General features: G+C 70.1%; 17 protein-coding genes. 3 read left to right on the forward strand and 14 right to left on the reverse strand.

The features are described 5' to 3' along the window. The first annotated feature begins 3 nt into the window (after positions 1–3). From nikC to AL346_RS03995, 3 genes are read left to right on the forward strand one after another with little or no spacing between them, the layout of a single operon-like run. Positions 4–924 carry a nickel transporter permease gene (nikC, locus tag AL346_RS03985; protein WP_019402895.1) on the forward strand — a complete coding sequence of 307 codons (921 nt, stop codon included), beginning with the start codon at positions 4–6 and terminating at the stop codon, positions 922–924. Further along, entirely contained in the window at positions 921–1,754 is an 834-nt protein-coding gene (locus AL346_RS03990) for an ABC transporter ATP-binding protein (RefSeq protein WP_019402896.1), read from the forward strand. The genes nikC and AL346_RS03990 overlap by 4 nt, the downstream gene beginning before the upstream one ends. Next, positions 1,751–2,503 carry an ABC transporter ATP-binding protein gene (locus tag AL346_RS03995; protein ID WP_053194018.1) on the forward strand — a complete coding sequence of 251 codons (753 nt, stop codon included), beginning with the start codon at positions 1,751–1,753 and terminating at the stop codon, positions 2,501–2,503. The genes AL346_RS03990 and AL346_RS03995 overlap by 4 nt, the downstream gene beginning before the upstream one ends. Positions 2,504–2,625: 122 nt before the next feature. On the opposite strand, the gene AL346_RS04000 is transcribed toward AL346_RS03995, so the two are convergent. The 14 genes from AL346_RS04000 to AL346_RS04065 all read right to left on the reverse strand — a co-directional run bounded on the left by AL346_RS04000 (position 2,626) and on the right by AL346_RS04065 (position 19,164). Further along, positions 2,626–4,332: a methyl-accepting chemotaxis protein gene (locus AL346_RS04000; RefSeq protein ID WP_019402898.1), complete on the reverse strand. Its 1,707-nt coding sequence runs from the start codon at positions 4,330–4,332 to the stop codon at positions 2,626–2,628. A gap of 327 nt (positions 4,333–4,659) precedes the next feature. Then, positions 4,660–5,373, reverse strand: a complete 714-nt coding sequence (locus AL346_RS04005) for an AprI/Inh family metalloprotease inhibitor (protein WP_019402899.1) — start codon at positions 5,371–5,373, stop codon at positions 4,660–4,662. Continuing rightward, the gene (locus AL346_RS04010) at positions 5,370–8,273 is read right to left on the reverse strand and encodes a heparinase II/III family protein (RefSeq protein WP_040404780.1); all 2,904 of its coding nucleotides are present in this window, start codon (positions 8,271–8,273) and stop codon (positions 5,370–5,372) included. Before AL346_RS04010 ends, AL346_RS04005 begins: the two co-directional genes overlap by 4 nt. Further along, entirely contained in the window at positions 8,270–9,610 is a 1,341-nt protein-coding gene (locus tag AL346_RS25295; RefSeq protein ID WP_019402901.1) for a globin-coupled sensor protein, read from the reverse strand. Before AL346_RS25295 ends, AL346_RS04010 begins: the two co-directional genes overlap by 4 nt. 91 nt (positions 9,611–9,701) lie before the next feature. After that, complete coding sequence (locus tag AL346_RS04020) at positions 9,702–10,532, reverse strand: protein-glutamate O-methyltransferase CheR (protein WP_019402902.1); 831 nt, start codon at positions 10,530–10,532, stop codon at positions 9,702–9,704. Beyond that, on the reverse strand, positions 10,529–11,701 hold the full coding sequence (locus AL346_RS04025) for a chemotaxis response regulator protein-glutamate methylesterase (RefSeq protein ID WP_019402903.1): 1,173 nt from the start codon (positions 11,699–11,701) through the stop codon (positions 10,529–10,531). Before AL346_RS04025 ends, AL346_RS04020 begins: the two co-directional genes overlap by 4 nt. Further along, positions 11,698–12,114: a response regulator gene (locus AL346_RS04030; protein ID WP_040404782.1), complete on the reverse strand. Its 417-nt coding sequence runs from the start codon at positions 12,112–12,114 to the stop codon at positions 11,698–11,700. The genes AL346_RS04025 and AL346_RS04030 overlap by 4 nt, the downstream gene beginning before the upstream one ends. 38 nt (positions 12,115–12,152) lie before the next feature. Continuing rightward, positions 12,153–12,629: a chemotaxis protein CheW gene (locus tag AL346_RS04035; RefSeq protein ID WP_019402905.1), complete on the reverse strand. Its 477-nt coding sequence runs from the start codon at positions 12,627–12,629 to the stop codon at positions 12,153–12,155. After that, positions 12,626–15,385 carry a chemotaxis protein CheW gene (locus AL346_RS04040; RefSeq protein WP_019402906.1) on the reverse strand — a complete coding sequence of 920 codons (2,760 nt, stop codon included), beginning with the start codon at positions 15,383–15,385 and terminating at the stop codon, positions 12,626–12,628. Before AL346_RS04040 ends, AL346_RS04035 begins: the two co-directional genes overlap by 4 nt. 137 nt (positions 15,386–15,522) lie before the next feature. Then, positions 15,523–17,232 carry a methyl-accepting chemotaxis protein gene (locus tag AL346_RS04045; RefSeq protein WP_245258913.1) on the reverse strand — a complete coding sequence of 570 codons (1,710 nt, stop codon included), beginning with the start codon at positions 17,230–17,232 and terminating at the stop codon, positions 15,523–15,525. A gap of 25 nt (positions 17,233–17,257) precedes the next feature. Further along, on the reverse strand, positions 17,258–17,710 hold the full coding sequence (locus AL346_RS04050; RefSeq protein ID WP_026015261.1) for a hypothetical protein: 453 nt from the start codon (positions 17,708–17,710) through the stop codon (positions 17,258–17,260). After that, on the reverse strand, positions 17,707–18,168 hold the full coding sequence (locus AL346_RS04055) for a hypothetical protein (RefSeq protein ID WP_019402909.1): 462 nt from the start codon (positions 18,166–18,168) through the stop codon (positions 17,707–17,709). The genes AL346_RS04050 and AL346_RS04055 overlap by 4 nt, the downstream gene beginning before the upstream one ends. Next, complete coding sequence (locus AL346_RS04060) at positions 18,165–18,692, reverse strand: rod-binding protein (RefSeq protein ID WP_053193290.1); 528 nt, start codon at positions 18,690–18,692, stop codon at positions 18,165–18,167. The genes AL346_RS04055 and AL346_RS04060 overlap by 4 nt, the downstream gene beginning before the upstream one ends. A 73-nt stretch (positions 18,693–18,765) precedes the next feature. Continuing rightward, the gene (locus AL346_RS04065; protein WP_019402911.1) at positions 18,766–19,164 is read right to left on the reverse strand and encodes a hypothetical protein; all 399 of its coding nucleotides are present in this window, start codon (positions 19,162–19,164) and stop codon (positions 18,766–18,768) included. Position 19,165: the final 1 nt, after the last annotated feature.

The following is a 19,165-nucleotide window of genomic DNA, read 5'->3' on the forward strand; positions in this document are numbered from 1 at the left end:
AAGATGACGAACGACGCTCAAACCTGGCGCGCATGGCTGACGAGCGAGCGGCCGGCCTCGCGCCGGCAGGCCCGCCTCGGCCGCGCCTATGCCGCCTGGTCGCGCTTTGCCGACAACCGCCTCGCCATGGCCGGCCTCTTCATCATCCTGGCCCTGCTCCTCGTCGCCGCCTTCGCCGACGTGATCGCGCCCTATTCGGCCGTGACCGACGGTGACCTGCGCACGGCGCGCCTGCTGCCGCCGAGCGCCGCGCACTGGTTCGGCACCGACGACCAGGGGCGCGACATCTTCGCCCGCCTGGTGCACGGCTCGCGCATCACCCTCTTCGTCGTCATCCTGGTGGCGGTCATCGCCGCGCCCGTCGGCCTCCTCATCGGCACGGTCGCGGGCTATGCGGGCGGCTGGATCGATGCCGTGCTGATGCGCATCACCGACATCTTCCTCGCCTTCCCGCGCCTCGTGCTGGCACTCGCCTTCGTCGCGGCGCTCGGCCCCGGCATCGTCAATGCCGTCATCGCCATCGCCATCACCTCCTGGCCGCCCTACGCACGCATGGCCCGCGCCGAGACGCTGACGCTGCGCCATGCGGACTACATCAGCGCTGTGCGGCTGATGGGCGCCTCGCCCGCCCGCATCATCGCCCGCCACATCATGCCGCTGTGCGTGTCCTCGGTGATCGTGCGCGTGACGCTCGACATGGCCGGCATCATCCTGACGGCGGCCGGCCTCGGCTTCCTCGGCCTCGGCGCCCAGCCGCCCTCGCCCGAATGGGGCGCCATGATCGCCTCGGGCCGGCGCTTCGTGCTCGACCAGTGGTGGGTCGCTGCAGCGCCGGGCGTGGCCATCTTCGTCGTCAGCCTCGGCTTCAATCTCCTGGGCGACGGCCTGCGCGACGCGCTCGACCCGAAGGCGGCCGGCCAATGAGCGCGCTCCTCGACGTCGAAAACCTGCGCGTCAGCTTTCCCACGCGCTCGGGCGTGGTGGAGGCCGTGCGCGGCGTCTCCTTCACCCTCGGGCGCGAGCGGCTCGGCATCGTCGGCGAATCGGGCTCGGGCAAGTCGCAGACCGGCCGCGCCATCCTCGGCCTCACCCCGCCGCATGCATCCGTCACTGCCGACCGCCTCGTCTTCGACGGCACCGACCTGCTCGCCGCGAGCGAGAGGGAACGCCGGACGCTGCGCGGCAAGCGCATCGCCATGGTGCTGCAGGATCCCAAGTTCTCGCTCAACCCGGTGATGCGCATCGGCGAGCAGATCATGGAAACCCTCGCCGCCCACGGCCGCGGCTCGGGCGCCGAGGCGCGCCGGCGCACGCTCGCCATGCTGGAGGCGGTGCAGATCCGCGATCCCGAGCGCGTCTTCAACCTCTATCCGCACGAGGTCTCGGGCGGCATGGGCCAGCGCGCCATGATCGCCATGATGCTCGTCGCCGAGCCGGACATGCTCATCGCCGACGAGCCGACCTCCGCCCTCGACGTGACCGTGCAGCTCCAGGTGCTCTCCATCCTCGACAAGCTCGTCGCCGAACGCGGCATGGGCCTCATCTTCGTCTCGCACGACCTCAGGCTCGTCTCCTCCTTCTGCGACCGGGTGCTCGTCATGTATGCCGGCCGCGTGGTGGAGGAGATCGCCGCCGACAGGCTGCACCAGTCGCAGCATCCCTATACCCAGGGCCTGATGAACTGCCTGCCGAAGCTCGGGCAGAGCCGCCATCCCCTGCCGGTGCTCGACCGCAAGCCGGAGTGGGCGGCATGACGGACGCGCTCGCGATCAAGGGCCTTGCGGTCGAGTTCGACGATTTCCGCGCCGTCGATGGCGTCGGCTTCTCGGTCGCCGAGGGCGAATCCTTTGGCCTCGTTGGGGAATCCGGTTCGGGAAAATCCACCGTCCTCCGCGCCGTCGCCGGCCTTGCACCGGTCACCGAGGGCGCCATCTCCGTCAGCGGCGAGACGATCGGCCATGCGCGCAGCAAGGCCTTCTACCGCCGGGTGCAGATGGTCTTCCAGGATCCCTACGGCTCGCTGCATCCGCGCCACACCATCGACCGGGCGCTCGCCGAGCCGCTCGCCGTGCACGGCATCGGCGATGCAGAGCGGCGCATCCTGAAGGCGCTCGACGAGGTGGGTCTCGGCAAGGGCTTCCGCTTCCGCTATCCGCACCAGCTGTCGGGCGGCCAGCGCCAGCGCGTCGCCATCGCCCGCGCGCTCATCCTCGAGCCGACGATCCTGCTGCTCGACGAGCCGACCTCGGCGCTCGACGCCTCGGTGCAGGCCGAGGTGCTCAATCTCCTCGAGGAGATCCGCCGCGAGCGCGGGCTCACCTATGTCCTCGTCAGCCACGACCTCGCCGTCGTCACGCACATGTGCGAGCGCCTGCTGGTGATGCAGCACGGCAGGCCGGTGGAGCTCCTGACCTCCGCCGACCTCGCCGCCCGGCGCATCGAGACGCCCTATACGCGCGAGCTGATGGTGGCGAGCGAGGGCTTCAGGCGCGAGGAGGCCTAGTCGCGGGATCGGCCGGCCCCTACTCCGTGCCTCTCGCTCCCTTGCGAACAAAAAAATCCGCCGCGCTCGTCGCGCGGCGGATGATCGTTGAACCCTCCGAGGGACGGCTCAGGTCGCCTTCGTCACGCTGCCTTCACCTGCCGGATGAAACCGTCGACCTGCTGGCGCAGTGCATCGGACTGGCGCACGAGGTCATTGGCCGCCTCGACGATCTGGCTGGAGACGACGCCCGTCTCGGCCGCCGCACGGCTGACGCCGGTGATGTTCGACGACACCTCCTGCGTGCCCTGCGCCGCCTGCGAGACGTTGCGGGCGATCTCGTTGGTCGTCGCGCCCTGCTGGTCCACCGCCGAGGCGATCGTCGTCGACACCTCGTCGATCTGGCGGATCGTCTCGGTGATGCTGTCGATGGCCCCGACCACGTCGTTGGTGGCGTTCTGCACCGCGGCGATCTGGGCCGAGATGTCGTCGGTCGCCTTGGCCGTCTGCTCCGCGAGGTTCTTGACCTCGGTGGCGACGACGGCGAAGCCGCGGCCCGCCTCGCCGGCCCGCGCCGCCTCGATGGTGGCGTTGAGGGCGAGCAGGCTCGTCTGCGAGGCGATGTCGGTGATGAGGCTCACCACCTCGCCGATGCGCTGGGCGCTGGAGGCGAGGCCGCGCACCACGTCCGCCGCGGACTTCGTCTGGCCGTTGGCGGCGCTCGCGACACGGGCGGCCGTCGTCACCTGCTGGCCGATCTCGCGGATGGAGGCCGTGAGCTGCTCGGCGGCCGAAGCGACCGTGTTGACGTTGCTCGTCGCCTGCTCCGCGGCCGCGGCGACCGTCGTCGACTGACGGCTGGTCTCCTCGGCGGCGGAGTTCATGGCGCCGGCATTCTGCTGCAGCTGCGAGGCCGCGGCGGCGACGGCACGGGCCACGCCCATCGCCTCGGCCTCGAACTTGTTCACCAGCGCCTCGACGTTGCGCGCCCGCTCTTCCTTGGCGAGCTGCTCGGCTTCCTGCTCCGCGGCAAGGCGCTCGCGCTCGATGGCGTTCTCGCGGAAGACCTCGACCGCACCCGTCATCTCGTCGATCTCGTCACGGCCGACGACCGGCGGCACGACGACGTTGCTGTCGCCGTCGGCGAGGCGCAGCATCACGTCGCGCAGGTTGCGCATGCGGCGCGTCAGGTTGCGGGCGAAGACGAAGGCGAAGCCGCCGATGACGAGGAAGAAGGCGAAGCCGACCGCAGCCGCGACGAGCGCGGCGTGCTGGATGCGCGCCGTCACGTCGTCGGTGTAGACGCCGGTGCCGACGGTCCAGCCCCAGGGACCGAAGCGCTCGACATAGGCGAGCTTGGGCACCGCCTGCGACATGTCCTCGCCCGCCCGCGGGTAGTCGTAGGAGACGTAGCCGGAGCCCTTGTCCTTGCTGATGGCGATCATTTCCTTCACGTACGCCACGCCTTTGGCGTCCTTGGCGTCCATGATGTTCTTGCCCTCCATCGCCGGCTGGCCGCCGTTGACGATGGAATTGCCCTCGTCATCGATGACGAAGAAATATTCGTCGCCGTTGTAGCGCATGGCGCGGACCACGGCACGGGCGCGCTGCTGCGCCCAGCCTTCGCCGATGAGGCCCTTCGCCGTTTCCTGGAACTGCTGGTCGATGGCCTTGATGACGACACCCGTCACCGACTGCAGCATGTCCACGCGGGCATCGCGGATCGAGGTGGCCTGCATGGATGCAAGGATGGCCACGATCGCAGCCGTGCTGACCGCAAAGAGCGCGACGACCGCCGCCAGCCGCGCGCCGATCGTCCTGAGGCCGATCTTTCCGAGAAAGCGACCCAATCCGTTTCGAACCTTGGCAGTTTCCATGCCAGCCACCCCGCATTCGCAGACCGGCTCTTGCCAGCCGGTCGCCCTTCGTTTGGTGCCGCCCACCCTTGCCGGTGCGCGGCGTTGCCTCGCCGATGGGGCCCTCCGTCGGCCGGAGGACCTCCTCGGTCGCATTTCGGAATAGACGCAACTCGGCGGTGTCCGCTGAGCGAATGAGCCGCCGGCGCTTCCCCGGTCAGACCGGCCGCGGAGACCCGCGCAGGACCGAAGAACGCAGTTCTCCCACCAACACCATGTTCAGCTTAGGCCGCCAGCCTTGTGCGAAGCTGGAGGACGGCCTCAGCGCGCCAGCGCGAGGCCGGCCCCGGAACTGAGGACGACGCCGCGATAGCCGCCGCGATCCTCGGCAAGGCGCGCAATGATCGCGCCGCGTGCATAGAGCACCACGTCCGGCCCCTTCAGGTCCCAGCCGTTGATGCTGCGCAGCGCCTCGCTCGCGCAGCCGCTCGTCGAGGCGCGGTACTGGTCGAGGAGGCCGGCATTGGTCAGCACGAGCTCGCAGGCCTTGCCGCCCGCTTCCGTCATGCGCCAGCGGCCGGAGACCTGGGACCGCTGCGGCACCGGCTTCGCATGTCCAGCCTGGGGCGGCGTGTAGCCCTTGACCACCTTCGGCGCCGGCAGCGGGCCGGGAGCCGTCGCCCCGCCCAGGGGCGGAGGGGGGCCCGCCGGTTTCGCCGGCAAGGGCTGCGCCGGCAGGGGCGGCATCGGCGCCTCGCGCACGACCACGCCCCGCGGGCGCATGCCCACGGCCGGGGCCACGACGACGGCCTCGACCTCCACGGATGGCGGCGCCGCCCGGTAGCACCGCGCCGGCGGGTTCCACGGGCTGGTGTAATAGCGCTCACAGCTGTTGAAGTCGCCCGATGAGCAGCCGGCGAGGACGAGGAGGCCGAGGAGCGGCCCCGCACGGCGGCAGAGCGCCTGCGAGGCAGCCGGCGACCGCATCCCGCCCGTCGCCCCGATCGGGGCGGTGAATTCGCGCGTCAGTTTCATGCCATGCCCCCAAAAGGCATCTCGAATTGCATCGTCAGGCGGGGATCGCCGAGGCCCTCGGCCAGCCGGCGGCGGGCGGTGTCATCCGTGGCGATCAGCACGCCGGCGGTGACGTCGCCCTTTCCCGCGACCGAATAACGAAGAACGTTCGCCGGTTCTTTCTCGCCGCAGGCTCCCGACAGGAAGCCCTGCTCGCCCCCCGTCCCGGCCTCCTGGCCGCAGATGAAGGACAGGCCGTTCAGCACGCCTGCCCGCGCCTGCGCCACGATTTGCAGCCGGCTGTTGCCGGCGAGGGCAAGGCCGAGATTGGCGGCGACGAGCACCCCGGCGACGCCAGGCCCGAGATGCAGGAAGCCCTCGGCCGCGAGATCGGCACCGGGCTCGACGCTCGCCAGCCGGTCGAACACCGCGATGCCGGAGAGATCGTCGAGCAGCAGGAAGAGGCGCCGGTGATGATGGGACGTCCCGTGGACATTGCTGTCGACGAGAAAGGCGCTCGCCCCCTCGAGGGCGACATCCGCCGCGAGCCAGCCGCAGCCGGCAACGCTCTCCGCATCGACCGGCCGAAGGATGTTGTGGGCGGCGCCCGTGCGGAAGTGGCTGCCCGCCCCGCCATCGCCCCTGACGGCGATGCCGCCGGGATCGGTGATCCAGCGGATGCCTCTGGCGGCATAGACGAAGGAGCCGCAGTCATCGTGTCCACGGGCACTGCTGGCACCGAAGCGGGTGGCGAAATAGGCCCAGTCCCGCCCGTCCCTGTGGCGCGCCGTGACGAGCCCTGCCTGCCGGTCGAGCACAAGCGGCGCCGAGGCACGGGCGGCCAGCATCTCGGCCACCGCCGGTTCGGCCATCACGTCCCGCCCGCAACGGGCGATGAGATCCCGCAGGATGGGCAGATGCTCCGCACCGCCCGTCGTCTCCCCGAAGGGCGCGAGGCAGCCGTCGGGGTCGGTCAGCGCCACGCTCGTCGCGATGGCCCGGCCGAGCGGCAGCGCCATGCGCCGGCGCAGGCCCTCCGTGCCCGGCAGGACGGCAAGGACGCCCTGCAGCGCCAGGCCGACCGCGAGCGCCTCGAAATGCAGATGCGACGAGCCCTCGCTCGGCATCGCCGTCTCGGCGAAGAGCTGCGCCGCCGACCACTCGATGTGGTTGAGCGCCATGGAGCGCCACAGGGCCGCGAGCGGCAGGCGCGGCAGCGCCGCGGCGACGACCGCGAGCCCGGCCGCCGCATGCAGCCGCTCGCGCGCCTCGCCGATGAGATTGTCGCCGAGCGCCTCGGCGAGGAACCGGGCATGCCGCACGATCTCGGCGACCAGCCCCGCGCTCTTGCCGACCGGCAGACCGGCCGCGAGCGACTGCGCGAGGAGCTGCAGCAACACCTCGACCCGGATCGCCACCGTACGCGGGCCGAACCGATCCTCGTCGTCGACGTCCGCCCGCGGGGCAGCCGCCTGCCACGACAGTGCGAGGGCGACCGCCTGGGCGAGGCTCTTGCGCTCGCCGCCCTCCGTCAGCGAGACGAGCCAGCCGAGAGCGTGATAGCGGGCGCGCCACAGACCGCAGCCAAACGGGTCTTCCTGCCAGTCGATGATCTCCGGCAGCGACCAGTCCTCGTGCCCGGCAAGGCGAAGGCGCCCGTCGGCCACGCTGCCCATGCCGCCGGCGAGCCAGCCGGCGAGATCGGCCTGGACGAACGGCGCCGCGGCGAGCGCCGCTTCGTCGACGAAAGACGCGAGCAGCCCGCGGGCGTCGCGTTCGGCGATGCCGAACCGCTCGGCCAGGCGGCCAAGCAGCCCCAGCGGGTCGTCTTCGGTCCCGTCCGCAAGTCCATCGTCGGGCGAAACTTCGTAAGGGAGGATGCGCCGGATATCCGCCCGGCCCCGCGCCTGGAAGCCGATATCGACCGAGCGGGCGCCGGCCGGCGGGGCAAGGCGCAGCGTGAAGCGACGCGCGCGCCGGTCCGTCGGCAGCATGACGAAGGCGCCGATGCCCTCGGCCTCGAGCGTGCCCTCATAGGGACGCGGCAAGGCCCGGCCCTTGGCATCGCGGTAGACGATGCGCGCAAAGGCCATGTCCGGCGCGGGCGTTGCGCAGAGCAGCTGGCCGCGCACCGTCAGCCCGCCGCCCGGCACGACACCCCAGCTCTCCCATTGCGGCTCCGCGTCGAGGAGCTGGGGTCCCGGCGGCGCCGCGGCCTCTGCGGGCGGCTGCGGCAACGGCCGCAGGCGGGGCGTCGCGATCTCGAACGGCGCCGTGTTGCGCCAGCTGCGTACCGTCAGTTCCACGCGCTCGGCATGGGCCGGCAGCTGGAAGGCCACGCGCACCTGCGAGACTTTGCGGCCAGGCGCGGCGGGTCCGGCGACGTCGATCGAGAAGGGGTCGATCCTTCCCCGCATCAACCCGGCGACGGCCGGAAGGTCGAGGCTGACGCCGTCGCCCGTCTGGAAGTCGAAGCCGAGGCGGACGGCGTCCGGCACCCTGCCGGCCTTCTCGTCATCCGCCCAGGTGAGGGCGAACGTCAGTTCGCACCACTGGCCCGCCGACACGCCGCCGAAGGAGAACTGCACCCGCGCCCGGCGGTTGCGCGCCTCCACCACATGCCCCTGGCCGTCGCCGCGGGCGGCCGAATCCGCGCCGTACTGGGCGACGACCGGCAGCAGCTCGCGCCCGCCCGTCTCCTGCGCGGAGCCGGGCGCGCGGGTGGGGCCTGCGGGCGGCGGCACGGGCGCGGCCTTCGGCGGCTGCGCCCGCTTCTTGAGGGGGCCGGGCAAGCGCGGCGGCTGAAACGGCTTCACCCGGTCCGGCGCCTTCGCCAGACCGGGTTGCAAGAGGGCATCGAGACCTGGCCGCACGCGCCGCGCCCCCTTCTTCTTTCCCGATTGTTCGTCGTCGCCGCTCACGCCGCCGCCACACGGTCGAAGAACTGGCGCACGTCGCCGTTCATGTGCGCCGCCTGCTCGTCGAGCGAGGACGCGAGCGTCTGCACAGTGGTGACGATGCCGCCGATGTCCTGCGCGGCGGCACGCACGGTCGCCACGGCCTCCGCCACGCCCTGCGCATCCTGCGACATCTCCTCGACCGCGGTGAGGATCGAATGGGTCGCCGCAGCCTGGTTCTCGACGGCCGCGGCAATCGCCTCGGCCGACTGCACGACCTCGCGGATGACGGTGCCGATGCCGTCGAGATCACCGACGGTGGCCCGCGTCGCCTGCTGGATGGCCGCGATCTGGTCGGAAATCTCCTGGGTGGCCTTGGCGGTCTGCGTCGACAGCGTCTTGACCTCGCGCGCCACCACGGCGAAGCCGAGCCCGGCCTCGCCTGCGCGCGCCGCCTCGATGGTGGCGTTGAGGGCGAGAAGGTTCGTCTGCCGGGCGATGCCGCCGATGAGCTCGACGATGGAGCCGATGCGCTCGGTGACCTCGGCGAGGCCGCGCACGCCGGCGTCGGCCGCCTTGGCCTGTTCCGCGGCCTTGCCGGCGATCTCGTAGGCGCGCTGGGCATAGCCTTCGACGGTCTCGATGGACCTCGCCATCGTGCCTGCCGCAGCCGCACCGCGGGCCGCCCGCTCCGCCATTTCCTCGGCGGTCATCGTCATGCTGTCGGCCTGCTCGCTCGTGCGGCCGGTCGCCGCGCCGAGCTGCTCGGACGCGCCGCGCATGACGTGCGCCGCCTGGTTGAGCGCCGAAAGGCTCTGCGAGAAGGTCTGATCGAAGATGCCGATCTCGCCGGTCAGCCGCGTACGGCGCTCCTCGCCTGCGGTCAGCAAGGTCTCGTGATAGACGGAGACCGCGATGCCCATGTCGAACATCACCGCGCTGCCGACGGCGCTAGCGAGCCGCGCCAGCCGGCCCGAACGCAGCCGCGTCTCCTGCGCGAGCACGGTCGTCAGCTCGGCGAGGATGACGCTGTAGCCGCCGATGTACCAGTCGGGCTCGACGCCGACGCGCACATGGGCCACGGCCACGGCCCGCACGCTCGTGAGATAGCTTTCATCGAAGCCCGAGGTGAAGAGCCGGCGCCAGTGCTCGGCTTGCAGCTTGGCGAGCCGGTCCTGCCGCTTGTCGACGAGCCGCGCCGTCATCGGGAATTTGGCGAGATGCCGGTAGAAGTCGCTGATGATGCGCGGCATGTGGGGCGCGATGAGACCCCAGGCGGTCTCGAGGTCACCGCGCACCGCAGCGTCGATCTTGTAGAAGGCCAGGCGCTCGTTCAGGGAAAGAACCGCTTCGGACATCATTCCTACCACGCGAACTCGTCCCGCGCGCCGCGGCAAGTCGCGGCGGTGAGCGGGAACGGAAAGGGGGAAAGGGGCGGCAGGGCGGCGGCCATCATGCCGTGGCCTCCGCCAGCCGGTTGGCCACATAAAGCCCGGGCCGCCCCGAGGCGGACCGGAAGGCATCGGAGATGCCCATCACCGTCTCGGCTGCGCCGAGGACCAGGTAGCCGTCGGGCGCGAGCACCTTCGCCATGCGCGAAAGCACGTCCGCCTTCGTCGGGATGTCGAAGTAGATGAGCACGTTGCGGCAGAAGATGATGTCGAACGTGCCGAGCCCGGCGAAGGACTGCAGCAGATTGAACTGCCGGAACTGCACCATCGCCCGGATCTCCGGGCGGATCTGCCACTGGTCGCCCTTCTGCTCGAAGTACTTGAGCAGGTACTGGATGGGCAGCCCGCGCTGCACCTCGAAGGCCGAATAGAGCCCCGCCTGCGCCCGCTCCAGCACGTGGCCGGCAAGGTCCGTCGCCAGGATCTCGACCGTGACGCCCGGCAGGAGATGGGCGTTCTCCTTCAGCGTCATCGCCAGGGAATAGGGCTCCTGCCCCGTCGATGCGGCGGCGCACCAGACGCGGATGCGCCGCGAGCCGCGCCGGTCGATGAGGTTCGGCACCACGAAGGAGACGAAGGTCTCGAACGGCGTCTTGTCGCGGAAGAAGGAGGATTCGTTCGTCGTCATCGCCTCGACGACGGCATCCGCGACCGCACCCGAAGGGGCAGCGCGCAGGCGCGTCACGAGCTGCTCGACGCCGGCGAGCCCCACCTTGCGCGCCACGGGCGCAAGGCGGCTCTCGATGAGATACTGCTTCTCCTGCGACAGGTTGAGCCCGGAGCGCTGCTTGAGGAACTGCTGCAGGAATTCGTAATCGCCGGCCGCAATCATGCTCTACCTCCGACGATCAGCTGGCTGACCCTGGGGCCGATGTCCTCGATCGGCAACACGCCCGCGCAGGCCCCGGCGGCGATCGCCGCGCCCGGCATGCCCCACACGACACTCGTCGCCTCGTTCTGCGCGATGACGTTGCCGCCCGCATCGGCGATGGCGAGCGCGCCCTTGGCACCGTCGCTGCCCATGCCGGTCAGGATGACCCCGAGCGCGGCGGAGCCGAAGACCCGCGCGACGGACTCGAACATCGGGTCGACGGCCGGCCGGCAGAAATGCACGGGCGGCGCGTCCGACAGGCGGATGACGGGCTTCTCGCCCACCTTCTCCACCAGCATGTGCCGGCCGCCGGGCGCCACATAGATGCGCCCCGCCGCCAGCGGCTCGCCGTCGACGCCCTCCGCCGCCTCGCGGTTGGCCGTGCGGCCGAGGTGCTGGGCGAGGATGGTCGTGAAGGTCGGCGGCATGTGCTGGACGATGAGGACCGGCAGCCGCGCCAGCGCCAGCCCCGCGCCCTGCAGGAACTGCATCAGCGCCTGCGGCCCGCCGGTGGAGCTGCCGATGCACAGGACCCGTGCGGGGATCCCCGTATAGGGCCTGAGCTTCTCCGTCCCCCGCGGCGGCTGCGGCCGCGGCTGGAAGGCCGGTGTCGCAGGCGCCGGCGCCGGGGCGGCCGGCTTGACGGCGGGTGCCCCGAGCGGCAGGCGCAGGCCGGCCGCCGAGCGGGTGCGCACCCGCTGTCCGAGATGGCGCACCTTCTCCACGAGTTCGCGGCGGAAGTCGGCCGAGGTGGCGAGCCGCCCCGTCGGGTCCGGCTTCGGCACGTAGTCGGCGGCGCCGAGCGCCAGCGCCCTCAAGCTCGTCTCCGCGCCCCGCTGCGACAGGGTCGAGGCGACGAGCACGACGGTGTCCGGCTTGGCCTTGAGCAGGAGCGGCAGGGCGGTGAGCCCGTCCATTTCCGGCATCTCTATGTCGAGGATCACCACATCCGGCCGGGACTGCGTCATGTCCTGCGCGGCGAGGCGGCCGTGCCGGTGCGTGGCGACGACCGCGAAATCCTGCTCTTCCTCCAGCCAGCGCGACACGAGCCCGCGCACGATCGCCGAATCGTCGACGATCATGACCCGGATCTGATCACCCGCCGTGGCGGCTCCCGTGACACCCGTCATGCGAGCGGCTTTCCGGCATCGGCGAGAGCGTCGGCCTCGGCCTCCGCATCGATGAGGCCGACCTCCTGGAACTTGTAGGCCAGGATCTCCCGGTCGAAGGGCTTCATGATGTACTCGTCCGCCCCTGCGATGAGCGCCCGCGCGATATGGCCGGGATGGTTCTCCGTCGTGCAGAACACGATCTTGGGCCTGGTGCCGCCCTCAAGGGCGCGCACCGCCTCGAGGAACTGCGGCCCGTCGACCACCGGCATGTTCCAGTCGAGCAGGATCGCGTCCGGCATCGTCACGATGCAATGGTCTAGCGCCTCCTGCCCGTTGCCCGCCTCGCTCACCTCGAAGGACAGTTCCTCGAGGATCTTGCGCGCCACCTTCCGGATGAAGGGGGAATCGTCGACCACCAGACACGTTTTCATCAGCCGCCTCTATACTCATCGGCTCCGACTGCTGCGGCTCAGGCCGCCATCGCCCCCTGCCGCAGGGACAGGACGCGCTCGACGTCGAGAATGACCATCAGCTCGCTGTCCAGCCGGTGGATGCCGTCGGCCACCTGCGCCCAGCGCGGATCGAGATTCATGGGGTTGGGCTCGCGCGTCGAGCTGTCGAGCGCCAGCACCTCGCCGACCGTGTCGATGATGAGTCCGTAGGACTCGCCCTTGTAGTCGATGCCCACGGCCATCGGCTGCAGGGTGTCGGTCGCGTCGGGAAAATCGAGCAGCCGGCGCATGTTGATCGTCGTCACGATGCGCCCGCGCAGGTTGAGCACGCCCTCCACGGCGCGCGGCGCCCGCGGCACGCGCGTCGTGCGCTCGGGCATGAAGACGTCGTGCACGGAGAGGATGGGCAGGCCGAAGAGCTGCCCGGCGATGCGCACGGTGACGTACTGGATGGTGTCGGCGGGCTTGCCCGCCGCCTCGATCGGCTTGGTCATGCGGCCACCTCCTGCTGGATCCCGGCGAACTCCTTGAGCGCCTCGAGGAGGCCGGGCTTGTCGAACTTGGCGATGTAGTCGGAGAAGCCGACGGAACGGCCGCGCTCGATCGCCTCGGGCGTGCACAGGCCGGAGAGCGCGATGATCGGCAGCCCCTCCATGCGCGGGTCGCGGCGCAGGTGGCCGGCGAACTCGAAGCCGTCCATGTGCGGCATCTCGATGTCGGTGACGACGACGTCGAACATGGCGCCCCGCTCGAAGAGCTGCAGGGCGGCGACCGCCGAGTCGCTCAGCGTCACGTCATAGCCGGCAGCCTTGAGGGCCGGGCCGAGCATGTTGCGGAAGAAGGCGCTGTCGTCGACGAGCAGCAGGCTGCGCCGCTCCGGCGCGCCCTGCATCGCGCCGCGGCGATGGAACCAGTCCTTGAAGCCCATCGGCAGGTAATGGGCGATGTCGATGATCTCGGTGGTCTGGCCGCGCACCACGCCCGACCCGAGGATGCCGGGCACCTCCGAGGCGAGGGTGACCTCGAACTGCTCCTCGACGATGTCGATGATCTCGTCGACCATGAGGCCGACGGAGCGGCCGGAATCCGAGAACACGAGCACCGGCTGCGTGCCGCCCTCGCGCTGCTCGATGCGCTCGTTGACGGGCACCAGCGGCATGAGCGAGCCGCGATACTGCACGACCTGCCGCCCCGTCGCACGCTCGATCTTCTCGACCGGCAGCTCCTCGAGGCGGGTGACGAGCGACAGCGGCACCGCCTTCGGCTCGGCCCCGCCGGCGCGGAAGAGCAGCAGCGCCACCGTGTTGCCCTTGCCCGCGGCACGCTCGGCGTCGATGCCGGCCACCTCGCCCGAGCCGAGCGTCGCCGAATGCGCCACCGCCTGCGCGATGCCGTTCGGGTCGATGATCATGATGACGCTGCCGTCGCCGAGGATCGTGTTGCCCGAGAACATCGACAGGTGCCGGAGCAGCGTCGACATGGGCTTCACCACGATCTCCTCGGTGTGGAAGACCGCGTCCACCACGATGCCGAAGGTCTGGTTGCCGACCTGCATGACGACGATGAAGCCCTGCTCGCCCTGCTCCACGCCGGACGCTCCGCCCTCCGGCTCGGCCGTGCCGAGCAGCTCGGCGAGCGGGATGACCGGCAGGAGCTTGTTGCGCAGCCTGAGCACCGGCGTGTTCTTGATGCGCTCGATGCGGTGGCCGGACTTGTGGTGCACCCGCACCAGCTCCATCACTGCCAGCTGCGGGATGGCGAAGCGGTCGCCCGCCGCCTCGACGATGAGCGCCGAGACGATGGCGAGGGTCAGCGGGATCTTGATGACGAAGGTGGTGCCGCGCCCGAGCACGGAGCGCACGTCGATGGTGCCGCCGATGATCTCGATGTTGTTGCGCACCACGTCCATGCCGACGCCGCGGCCCGACACGCTCGTGATCTTGGCGGCGGTCGAGAAGCCGGCGTGGAAGATGAACTTGTGGATCTGAGCCTCGTTCATCTTCTCGAGCTCGGCCTCGGTGGCGAGGCCGTTCTCCAGCGCCTTGGCGCGGATGCGCGCCACGTCGAGCCCGCGCCCGTCGTCCGCGATCTCGATGATGATGTGTCCGCCCTCGTGATAGGCGGAGAGGCGGATCTTGCCGCGCTCCGGCTTGCCGGCGGCGCGGCGGCCTTCCGACGTCTCGAGGCCGTGGTCCGCCGAATTGCGCACCATGTGCGTCAGCGGATCCTTGATCAGGTCGAGGATCTGCCGGTCGAGCTCGGTCTCGGCGCCGACCATCTCGAGGTCGATCTGCTTGCCGAGTTCCTGGGCGAGGTCGCGCACGATGCGCGGCAGTTTCTGCCATGCGTTGCCGATGGGCTGCATGCGCGTCTTCATGACGCCTTCCTGCAGCTCGGCGGTGACGTTGGACAGGCGCTGCAACGGCACCTTGAACTCGGTGTCGCCCTGGCGGCGGGCGATCTCCATGAGCTGGTTGCGCGTCAGCACCAACTCCGAGACCATTGTCATCAGCTTTTCGAGCGTGTCGACATTGACCCGCAGCGACTGCGAGGAGACCGAGCCCTTGCCGGAGCCGCCCTGCTCGTCGCCCTCGGCGACGGGCGCCTTGGCCTCGGCCTTGGGAGCGGGCTTCGCCTCGGCCTCGGCCTTGGCCTCGACCTCGGGCGCCGGCGGAGCCTTGGCGGCAGGCTGGGCTGCGGGCTTGGTGACGGGCTTCGGCCGCGGCACTTCAGCCTCCGCCTCGCGGAAGGCGCGCTCGATCTCATCGAGCGAATCCTCCCCCGGCAGCAGCTCGCGCTCCAGCACCTGGTCGCTCAGCGTGCCGACGGAGACCTTGCGCTGGGGAGCAGGCGCAGGCTCCGGCGGAGCCGGCGGCCCGAAGGCCAGTGCCTCGAGCGGGGCGATGAGGTCGTCGTCGGTGCCGGCCGGCTCCTGACCGACGTTGTTCTCGAGCTCGACGAGCAGCTCCTTCACCCGGTCGATGGTGCGCAGGATGAGCCCGACCGCCTCCGTCGTGACCGGCGCCCCCTCGCGGAACTTGCCCATGAGGGTTTCCGCGGCATGAGCCAGCGCACCGAGGCGCGGCAGGCCGAGGAAGCCGCACGTCCCCTTGATGGTGTGGACGAGGCGAAAGATGTTGTCGAGAACCTGAGCGTTGTTGGGGTCCCGCTCGAACTTCACGAGTTCGACGTCAACGACGTCGATGTTCTCGTTCGTCTCGGTCAGAAACTCCCGAAGCAGATCGTCCATGCGCCCAACTCCCCAAAGCCCGCCGTGCGGCCTGCCCGCATGGCGCCGGAGGGATGCCGGCCATCTCGGCCCGCGCATCCGCTCCCTTCCCGTTCAGCCCGACCGGAGCCCCGCTCCGGCCTCTCAACCCGTACCGATCAGGCCGCCCGCACCCGCGCGATGAAGCGATCCACTTCCTCGCGCAGCCGCCCGGCCTGGTCCGTCAGCTCGCTCGCCGCGCTGACGATCTCCGACGACACGCGCCCGGTGTCGGCGGCGGCGTGCGTCACGCCCGAGATATGCGCCGAGACTTCCTGCGTGCCCTGCGCCGCCTGCTGGACGTTGCGGGCGATCTCGCCCGTCGCCGCGCCCTGTTCCTCGACGGAGGAGGCGATCGTCGCGGAGATCTCGTCGATGCGCGCGATCGTCTCGGAGATGCCCTCGATGGCCCGCACGACGTCGCCGGTCGCACCCTGGACCGCGCCGATCTGGGCCGAGATCTCCTCGGTCGCCTTGGCCGTCTGGGCCGCGAGGTTCTTCACCTCCATGGCGACGACCGCGAAGCCCCGCCCCGCCTCGCCCGCACGCGCCGCCTCGATGGTGGCGTTGAGGGCGAGGAGGTTCGTCTGCGCCGCCACGTCGTTGATGAGGCGGATGACCTCGCCGATGCGCTGGGCGCTGTCGTCGAGGCCGCGCACCACCGAGACGGTGGAGCCCGCTTGCTGCGCGCCTTCGCTGGCGATGGCGGCGGCGTTCGTGACCTGGTGGCCGATCTCGCGAATGGATGCGGAGAGCTGCTCGGCGGCTGAGGCGACCGTGTGCACGTTGTTGGTCGCCTGGTCCGACGCCGAGGAGACCGCGAGCGACTTGTGGTTCGTCTCCTCGGCGGCGGCATTCATCGCCGCCGCATTCTGCTCGAGCTGGGCCGCCGCCGCCGAGACCGACCGCACGACGCCCATGACCTGCGCCTCGAAGGCGTCCGCGAGCTCGTTCAGCATCGCGCGCTTGCGCTCTTCGGCACGCGCATCGGCTTCCGCCTGCTCGGCCTTCAGCCGCTCGCCCTCGAGAAGCGCCTCGCGGAAATGCTCGGTGGCGCCCCAGATCGCTCCCACCTCGTCACGCGAGCGGCGCGTCTCGATCTCGACGTCGTACTCGCCGGCGGCCATCTGCTGCAGCACGCCTGTGACACGGCGCAGCGGCCGGCTGAGGAGGAAGGTGCCGATCCAGGCGGCGAGGCCGGCGCCGAGCAGGAGGCCGATGGCCGCGGTGCCGACGACGAGACCCATCATGCGTGACTGGAAGTCGCGCATGTTGCCGCGGACCCGGTCGAGCTGGCCGAGGATGCCGTCGACCTGCTGGTCGAGCGATGCCTGGAATTCCTTGCGGTTGCGGCGGTTGGTCTCGTTGTTGCCCTGCTCGTTCGCCGCCGAGGGTGAGACGTCGACGCCGAGCCGTGCCGTCTCGAGCCGGAACGTGCGGAACTCCGCTGCACGCGCGGCCATCTCCTCGAAGCTGCCGAGCCGGTCCGGCGGCACGAGATGGCGCCAGTCCGCCAGCGTCTTCTCGATCTCCTCGAGGTGCTTGCGGATGCCGTCGGCGAACTGCACCGCGGAATCGCTCGTCTCCGACATGTAGATGCCGCGCGAGTCCATGACGACCGCCGTGATGAGGCGGTTCAGATGCTCCGCATAATAGGCACGCTGAGCGGTCTGATTGAGCAGAGTGCTTTGATCGTCGTATTGCCGGAGCGCATGGATCGCCATCGCCGCGACCATCACCGCCACGCCACCCATGATTGCGACAATCGCGTATATCTTGCCGGAGATCTTCATGTGCCCCGCTTTCCCGTTCTGGAAGAACGTACTCATTGCACGCTCGACATGAGGCTTCGCCCTACGGCCTCATCTCGTCTTTCTTGATGTAGTTGATTTCTTCGATGAGAACGTCGCGAACGATCGGACTACCGATCCTCTCGTTGGTCCGGTCCTTGATCACCTGCAGCAGTTCGGCCAGGTTCTGCCGCGAGAGGTTCCGGAAATCGATGCGATCCTCGGCATAGATGCGGCGGAAGGCCTCGTCGATCAGGAAGGGATCGGGCGGCACCGACATCTCGCGCAGCGTGCCCGCATCCGCCGTGAAGATGAGCTGGGTGACGATGTAGCCCTGGAGCTCGCCATCGAGGATGACGGGCACGTTCATCGGCGCCAGCTTCTTGTACTCAAGGCCTTCGAGATAGGTCTGCTGCGTGCCGAGCGGATTGCCGCCCGCGACCCAGTAGGCGGTCGCGTAGCTCGACATCAGGGCGATGGCGGCCACCCAGAACCCGGTCAGCAGCAGACGCATCATCGGGCGGAACCCTGGAGATGGCCGGCGGGGTTGTAGGTGCCGTCGGAATCCTCGGCGCGGATCGAGGCGGCGACGATCTCGGCCACCTCGTTCATGGCGCGCAGGTTGAGCTCGAGCACCGCGTGGTTGCGGGCGAGCTTCTGGCGCACGCCGCTCATGCGGTCGATGACCTGCCGCTCCATCGGCTCCTGGTCGACCACCTTCATGAGCCGGCTCAGCTCGAGCAGGATCTGGCTCTTGCGCCGGTTGGTCTCGTCGAGATCGATGTCGTGGTGCGTCTCGAGTGCACGGGTCTCGACGTCGACGACGAACTCCAGCCGGTCCATGGCCCGCAGCAGGGCCGTTCCCGTGGCGGACACCCGCGGCCCGGCGGGGGGAAGGATGCTCGCCTCGCCGCGGCGCTCGGCAGCGTCGAGTCCCTCGCCGGCCTCGGACCCGTTCACATCATCGAACGTCATGCTCTGTTCTCCTCACCTGTTCCGGCTGCCGGAAGGGGACTGGCGGCACCCTCGCCGTCGTTGTGCGCAAACTGCTGCTTCGCCTGCTGGGACCGCTCGGTGGCCGTGCGCAGCATGTCGGCGATGCCGATGCCGCCCGACGCCGCCACCTGCTCGCCCATCTTCTCCGCGAGCATCGACTTCCAGATCTTGCCGGCCGTCCCGGTGCCGAAGACGACCTCGCCGTTCTCCGGCAGCATGGCCTCGATGAAATTCTGGAGAACGAAGGCCTCGAATTTCCGATAAGGGTCGCCGTCGCTCTTGCGCACCGAGGCGGCGCGGCTGCGCATCGCCGTCAGGGCGCCCTCCACGTCGTGCGTCGAGCCGAGCACCGGCGGGCGGACTTCGTCGAAGGTATCGGCGAAATCGACGCCGGCGGCGCTCGCCGGCATGCTCTGCAGGCGCTGGAGCGCGGCCTGATAGCGTGACGGCTCGACGGCGCGCGTCACCTCGAGCACGATATCCGACGGCGGCTGAATGGCCATGGCTTACCCTTTTCACGGCGCAGAGCGGATAGAGTCTGTGCGCCGTGGGGTAATTTGCCCGCGCTGGCTTATGTCAGGCTTGCGTCGCGCGCGCCTGCAGGGCGTCGAGGATCTCGGCGAGGCTGCGCTTGTCCTCCTCCTCACGGGAGGAGCGCGCCACCTTGGCCGCGTGCCGCTCAACGCGCTTGAGCTTCATCGCCTCCTGCAGCACCTGCTGCGCCTGCGTCTGCCGCGCCGCCTCCAGCTCCCCGGCGTGGCCCGCGAGCCGGTGGAGATGACGGGCCATCGTTTCCACGAACAGGCCGTGCAGCGGCTCGCCTTCGTTGAGGCTCGCCAGGATGTCCGTCTGCGCGCGGGAGAGCTCGGCCTGCTGGCGCTCGATTTCGACGAGCTTGGCCTCGGCCATGCGGCAAAGCCGCTCCTGCACGTCCATGAGGCGGCGCATCTTGTCCAGTCTGCGGCGGGCGTCCATG

Origin of the sequence: Chelatococcus sp. CO-6, assembly GCF_001271345.1 — a bacterium.
Lineage (GTDB): Bacteria > Pseudomonadota > Alphaproteobacteria > Rhizobiales > Beijerinckiaceae > Chelatococcus_A > Chelatococcus_A caeni.